We start from the raw sequence: 6380 nt of genomic DNA on the forward strand, positions 1-6380 counted from the left end.
GCCGCCGCGGTGGTGGCCGCGCTGCCGGAGGCCGCGGTCGGCGAACAGCCGGAGCTGGCGAGCCGGGTGGTGGTGCTGACCGTGGGTCAGGCCAAGGGCCTGGAGTTCGACTCCGTCCTGGTGGTCGACCCGGACGCCATCGTCGCCGAGTCCCCGCGCGGGCGCAGCGACCTCTACGTGGCGCTGACCCGGGCCACCCAGCGGCTGGGCGTGCTCCGCCCCACCTCCTGACCCCTGCTCCCGGCTCCACCGGCGAGGAACGATGTGGACAGCAGTGGCCTCACCCCGTGCGGGTGAGGCCACTGCTTGCGTTCGCGATCGTCGCGAGACCGGGTCAGCCCGGATTCGCGCGATCGTTGGTGAAGTTGCCCACCTGGGAGCCGGTCGAGGACTTGTCGCTCGTCGAGCCACCGGCGGGCGTACTCAGGCCGCCCGTGGTGGCGTCGCCGGTGGTGGTCGGGGCGACCTTGCCGCGGTGTCGCTCCGGCTGGCGGGCCAACCGGCGCACGCTGGCCGGCCCGGCGGTGCCGCCGGTGGTGGTGATCGCGCCCTGCCCCCGGGTCGGGCCGCCGTCGCGCAGCACGTTCGGGTCGATCGGGGCGTCGGCCGGATCGTCCGGGTCCTGCTCCTGGATCACCCGCAGCACGTCCGTCTGCGGCACGGTCACCTCGTCCAGGGCGCCCTCGCCGTAGACGCCGGCGGTGAGGCGTTCCTCGGCCAGCCGGGCGGACTCCCGCATCGTGTCGTTGTCACGCACGTCCATCACCTCGCAGATCTGGCGGTAATCCACTGCCTGCCCGGCCAGGCCGCGACCAAACCGGTCCACGCCGGTTCACCGACCGGCCGCCCGCCGCTCGCCTGCCGGCCGTTCCCGCTGTCCATGCTGACCGGCGGGTTGGCGGGAACCGCCCGCCCCCGTAGGAGAGACAGCCTGCGCAGAATGCGCCGTACCGCCATCGCCGCCCTGGTGGTGGCGACCGTGACGTCCGGTCTGGCCGCGCCCGCCCAGGCGCGACCGGGACCGGAGCGGACCTTCGACCTCCAGGCCCACCGCGGCGGCCTCGGGCTGCGGGTGGAGAACACCCTCGCCTCGTTCGGCAACGCCCTCCAGCTCGGCGTGAACACGCTGGAACTGGGCGTGCAGATCACCGAGGACGGCCAGGCCGTGGTGACTCACGACCGCAAGGTCAGCGGGGCCAAGTGCGTGGACACCGCCCCGGTGCGCCCCGGCGACCCGGAGTTCCCGTACGTCGGCAGATACGTCAACACCCTCACCCTGGCCCAGGTGCGCACCCTCGACTGCGGCTCCCGGACCCTGCCGGACAAGCCCGGCCAGCTGGCCGTGGCCGGCGCCCGGATGCCCCTGCTGCGGGAGGTCTTCGACCTGATCAAGCGCTACCGGGCCGACGACGTGACGCTCAACGTGGAGACCAAGGTGGAGGCCGGCGCGCCCACCGAGACCGCGCCGCGCGAGCAGTTCGTCCAGGTGACCGCCCGGGAGGTCCGTGCCGGAGCTGCTCGTCCGGGTGGCCGTGCGCAACGGCCTGCGCTGACGTACCACGCCGGTGGCGCTCTCCCGGCAGGGCGCCACCGGTGGCAACAATCCGCTGGTGACCCGGTGTTACCTCCCGGGGGCGTCGGGTAGACGGAGGGTGCCCGCGCCATGAACGCGAACCGTGCCGTGGCCGAAACGCGGTAGCGGGGCGAGGGAGTGCAGGTACTCATCAAATCCTGAGGAGGACCAGATGAGCACGCAGGCTGCATCCACCAGGCCCATCAACCGGCCGATGCAGGACGCGCCCAACCGGGCGGCGATGAACGAGGCTCCGACCCGTCCGATGCCGATGATGCACGACGGGCACCGCGAGCAGGTGATGCAGGCACCCGGAACGGAAACCAAGCCGTCGCTCCGTACGACGGAGTTCTGGGTCTACATCGCCGGCGTGATCGGCATACTGGCCGCGTCGTTCCTGGTCGGTAAGAACTCGGTCGGGGTGGACATCTTCCGCGCCCCGCAGGCCTGGTTCTTCATCACCCTGCTGACCATCGGTTACCTGGGCAGCCGGGGCCTGGCCAAGGCCGGCAGCAACTTCCGCAGCAGTGAAGAGCGCAAGGCCCGTCACTGACCCACGAGATCAACGCCGTGAGAACGATGGCCCCCGGGACGAGTCCCAGGGGCCATCGTCGCGTCGGCTCACTCGAAGTCGCCGCCGAAGTCGCCGCCGCCGAAGTCACCCTCGAAGGCGTCCTCGATCATCTCCCCGGCGACCAGGCCACCGGCGACGCCGAGGGCCGCCCCGGCGACCATGCCGCCCATGCCGTGACCCCGGTGGCCGTACCCGTGCGGGGCGCCGAAGCCGGCGGCGCGCAGGCTGCCGTAGCGGGAGGTGGTCTCGCGCAGCCAGCCGTCGACGACCTGCGCCCAGTCCACCCGGTCCGCGTCGGCGTGCGAGACGGTGTACCGGCCGAACGCGTCGTGGCCGGCGCTGAGGAAGCCACCGCGCTTGTCGCACTCGAGGATCACCTCGATGCCGTGCGGGCTGGTCACGAAGGTCAGCTCGACCTCGGTGACCGCCTGGGCGTACTGCGGCGCGGCGAAGAACTCGATCTCCTGGTAGAACGGCAGCGTCTGCTGGGTGCCGCGGAGGTGACCGCGCTCCAGGTCGGCGTGCTTGAACCGGAAGCCCAGCCGCTGGAAGGCCTCCAGGATCCGCTCGTGCACCGGCAGCGGGTGGATGTTGACCTGGTCCAGGTCGCTCTTGTCGACCGCCCGGGCGATCGCCAGCTCGGTACGCAGACCCATCGTCATCCCGCGCAGGCGCTGGCCGTACACGTCGGTGATCGGGGCCTCCCACGGCACCGGCAGCTGGAACGGGATCGACAGCTGCTGCTTCGGCGCCAGCTGCAACGGCCCACTGACCGCCATCCGCTGGAACTCCATGATGCCGGCGTACTCGGTGTCGCCGCCCTCGATCTCCACCCGGGTGACCAGGCCGACGGTGATCTGCTCGATGTTCGCCGGGGCGTCCCCGCCGACGAGGTTGACCTGCCCGTCGAGGGTCAGGCCCGGCCGGGTGTTCGGATTGGCCAGGACCGTGTCGACGCTGGGCCCACCCACACCGAACGCGCTCAGCATCTTCTTGAAGACCATCGACACTCCCGCAGCACACGAAGCGCTCCGAGGTGGAGCGCGGACTCTTACCCAGGGCACCCTAATCGGAACGGCTGGGAAGTGCCTGGGAAGCGCGGCGCTCGGCAACCCAGCACGGTGGCCAAGCCTGAACTTGTGCGGTAAGCCCGCGTCAGGCCGACCGCTGCCCGGGACACCCGACGGGCTGATGGCCGATGCTGGATCTCTACCTGCTGATCTGGGCGTCTCCCATGACCGCGTACAGCCGCTGGGTCCGGTTGCTCCTGGTGTCGCGGCCGGCACAGTTCACTCTGAGTCGGACCACGCCCTTCAGGTCGATCGACACGGACTTTGGCTGCCCGACCGCGACCTCAACCGGGGCCCTCAACGTCCGGCCGGCTTGGTCGTGGAAGAAAAATTGGGCGGTCCGGCCGGACGGTTGCTCGGCGTTGTCATCGACACCCAGCGTCGCGGTCAACTTCTGGTAGCCAGCGACGTTCCACTCGACCGGATCCGACGTCGGGTACCAGCAAGCTATCTCCGCGCTGTTGGTGTATGGCTGGCCGGACAGCATTGCCGCCTTCGGGAATCGGTCGCCCTCTGCAGGTTCGAGCGCACCTAAATAGACGACCGTCGGTGCGTCGTCCACGGGGGTGCTTGGGCTGCCGGTCGGCCCCGGGGTGTTCGTCGGGTCGGCCGTGCCGGTCGGCGTGGGATCGGTCAGGGCCACCGACGGGGTGGTGGACGCGGTGGTCGGGGTCAACGAGTCGTTGTTCGTGGCGTCCTCACCGCCGCCGGAGTCACCCGCGCCGGAGAGCGAGACGGCCGCGCCGACCACGCCGCAGGCCACCACCCCGGCCACGACCGCGAGCCACTGTCGCCCGGTGAAGATACGCGCGAAACTGGCCGGCTGGACCTCGCCGCCGGCCGCCGGTTCGGGGTCGGCGCGTTCCCGCCGGTACACGGCCAGCAGGGCGACCGTGGTGATCACGGCGCTGACCAGGCCGGCCAGGAAGCTGGCGTTCTCCAGGGTCGACACCAACGCGACCGTGGTGAGCAGGGAGGCGAGGAGGATGGCGGCGACGATCAGCCAGCGCTCTGATTGCTTCTGCACGCTGACATGCTGCTCAGTTGCGGCAGGCCAGGTAAGCGCCCATCGGTGTCGATGTGTCGGGCTTGACCGGCATCAGGCGGCGTCGATGGTGCCGGCTTACTGACCGATTCCCGTCACCCGTGAAGGGCGGCGCGATCGACGCGCTATTGTCCGCGTCCGCGCCAACGGGCGGACCGCGACGGGCCCTCGGCCGGTCAGTCGGCCTCGACGACGACCAGCTCGCCGACCTGTTCGCCGATCTGCCGGCGCCCCTCCAGCGGCAGCTTCGCGTCGGTGATCAGCACGTCGGCCTCCTCCAGCGGGGCGATGGTGGCGATGCCGATGGTCTCCCACTTGGTGTGGTCGGCCAGCACGACCAGCCGCCGGGCGGCGCTGATCAGCCGCCGGTTGACCGCCGCCTCCAGCAGGTTGGGCGTGGTGAAGCCGGTCCGCGGGCTCATCCCGTGCACGCCGAGGAAGAGCAGATCGACGTTGAGAGAGCTGATCGCCGCCTCGGCGACCGGGCCGGTCAGCGCGTCCGACGGGGTGCGGATTCCGCCGGTGAGCACCACGGTCTGGTCGGCGCGTGGGCTCTGGTAGAGCGCGTCGGCGACCGGGATCGAGTTGGTCACCACGGTCAGCCCGCGTACGTCGGCGAGCATGGTGGCCAGCGCGGCGGTCGTCGTACCGGCGGAGAGGGCGATCGCCATGCCGGGCTCCACCATGCCGGCGGCGTGCTCGGCGATGGCCCGCTTCTCCCCCTGCTGGCGGATCGACTTGGCGGCGAAGCCGGGCTCCTCGGCCGAGCCGGGCCCGGCCAGGGTCGCCCCGCCGTGCACCTTGTCGATCAGCCCCCGCTCGGCGAGCACCTCCAGGTCCCGACGGATGGTCATGTCGGAGACCCCGAACCGGCTCACCAGGTGGCTGACCCGCACGCCGCCGCGCTGCCGGATGAGTTCCAGGATGGCGGTCTGCCGTTGCTGGGCGAGCATCGAGCCTCCTAACCGGGCGGACGGGGAAACGGTACGCAGGTCAGGCCGTCGCCGTCGGCTCGCCGAGCGGGACCGGACCGACGTGTCCCTCCCGGACCACCGCCACCTCGCCGGCCGGCACGCGCAGCTCACCGGCGCAGCGTGCGCCACCGAGCAGCTCGGTTCCGGTGACGTCGAGCCGAACCTCGGCGTCGGTGTGGTTGATGGCAAAGAGCCAGGACCGGTCGCCGGCGCGGCGGCGGACCACCTCGACGCCGGTCGGCGCGGCCACCGGGGGACGCGCCCCCGCCTCGGCGAGCAGTCGSSCGCCCCGACACCAACAGCCCCTCACCAGCGGGGCCGGCCACCGCATACGGGTGAATGATCCCCACATCCACCCCCGCCACCCGGTCCGGGTCCGGCCCCTGACCCGCCGGATAGGTTGCCACCGGAACCTCGGCGGTCACGTCGAGGAACAGCCGGCCGCCCTCGCACAGCAGGGTGACCGAGCGGACCTGCTCGACCGGATAGGGCACCTCCCGCGCCAGCCTGACCCACAACGGCGACGTGCCCCTGGCCGTGGGGAGGCGGACCCGACGGCCGTCGAGGGTGAACGTGCCGTGATACCAGCGCACCGGCATCAACGCCCGCCGACGACGCGGAAACCGCACCGACAGGTCACCGTCCTGGCGGGCTTTCGCCGCCGCGAACCACGCATCGGAGAACCGCCGCAACACCGACCGGGCACCCGTGCTGTCCAACTCGCCGAACGTGCCCGGCCCCGGCCCGGACAACTCCCGACACAACTGCTGATAACCAGCCAGCGGCGCATCCTGGCGACGGCGTCGCCACGCGTTGACCTCCAGGACACACGCCCACACGTCACCGGCCGAGCGCAGCAATCCGAAACACCGCCGCCGCTGCCCAGCCGTCACCCGCAGAGCTACACGAGCCGTGCGATACACGACCCGAGGCCCGTTGGGATCCCGACGACGAGGCACAACCACACCCAACCCAACGGGTACGACAAATTCCGGCAGCGACCAATCCGACGAACGTAAGTGGACACCGCGATAGCCGCCGCCCGGCGCGCCAGGCCATCGCGGGCGGTGAACCCGGCCTCCTCAGGAGGAGACGACCTCCGCCACTGGGTCGGGCTGGCCGGCGGGGACGGGCGCAGCGAGCG

At 71.4% G+C, this 6380-nt stretch carries 8 protein-coding genes; 3 read left to right on the plus strand and 5 right to left on the minus strand.

Features of this window, described 5'->3' with window-relative positions:
• The coding region (locus JNW89_RS23895; protein ID WP_238449864.1) for an ATP-binding domain-containing protein at positions 1-231 on the plus strand (231 nt) is incomplete at its 5' end.
• 103 nt (positions 232-334) lie between these two features.
• Here the strand turns inward: JNW89_RS23895 and JNW89_RS23900 are convergent.
• Complete coding sequence (locus tag JNW89_RS23900) at positions 335-757, minus strand: hypothetical protein (protein WP_238449863.1); 423 nt, start codon at positions 755-757, stop codon at positions 335-337.
• 183 nt (positions 758-940) lie between these two features.
• Between JNW89_RS23900 and JNW89_RS23905 the strand changes: the two genes are divergently transcribed.
• Both JNW89_RS23905 and JNW89_RS23910 read left to right on the plus strand, forming a co-directional pair.
• A complete protein-coding gene (locus JNW89_RS23905; RefSeq protein WP_238449862.1) occupies positions 941-1645 on the plus strand; it encodes a glycerophosphodiester phosphodiesterase family protein in 705 nt (234 codons plus the stop codon).
• Between the two features lie 100 nt (positions 1646-1745).
• Positions 1746-2126: a hypothetical protein gene (locus tag JNW89_RS23910; RefSeq protein WP_154942987.1), complete on the plus strand. Its 381-nt coding sequence runs from the start codon at positions 1746-1748 to the stop codon at positions 2124-2126.
• 68 nt (positions 2127-2194) lie between these two features.
• On the opposite strand, the gene JNW89_RS23915 is transcribed toward JNW89_RS23910, so the two are convergent.
• From JNW89_RS23915 to JNW89_RS23930, 4 genes are all read right to left on the minus strand, one after another.
• The gene (locus tag JNW89_RS23915; protein WP_238450581.1) at positions 2195-3151 is read right to left on the minus strand and encodes a sporulation protein; all 957 of its coding nucleotides are present in this window, start codon (positions 3149-3151) and stop codon (positions 2195-2197) included.
• Positions 3152-3356: 205 nt separating this feature from the next.
• The gene (locus JNW89_RS23920; protein WP_238450582.1) at positions 3357-4244 is read right to left on the minus strand and encodes a hypothetical protein; all 888 of its coding nucleotides are present in this window, start codon (positions 4242-4244) and stop codon (positions 3357-3359) included.
• Between the two features lie 194 nt (positions 4245-4438).
• A complete protein-coding gene (locus tag JNW89_RS23925; RefSeq protein ID WP_238450583.1) occupies positions 4439-5215 on the minus strand; it encodes a DeoR/GlpR family DNA-binding transcription regulator in 777 nt (258 codons plus the stop codon).
• 40 nt (positions 5216-5255) lie between these two features.
• Positions 5256-5486, minus strand: coding sequence for a Beta-galactosidase C-terminal domain (locus JNW89_RS23930; RefSeq protein WP_238450584.1), 231 nt, complete (start codon positions 5484-5486; stop codon positions 5256-5258).
• Positions 5487-6380: the final 894 nt, after the last annotated feature.

It is taken from the genome of Micromonospora sp. 4G55 (assembly GCF_016803375.1).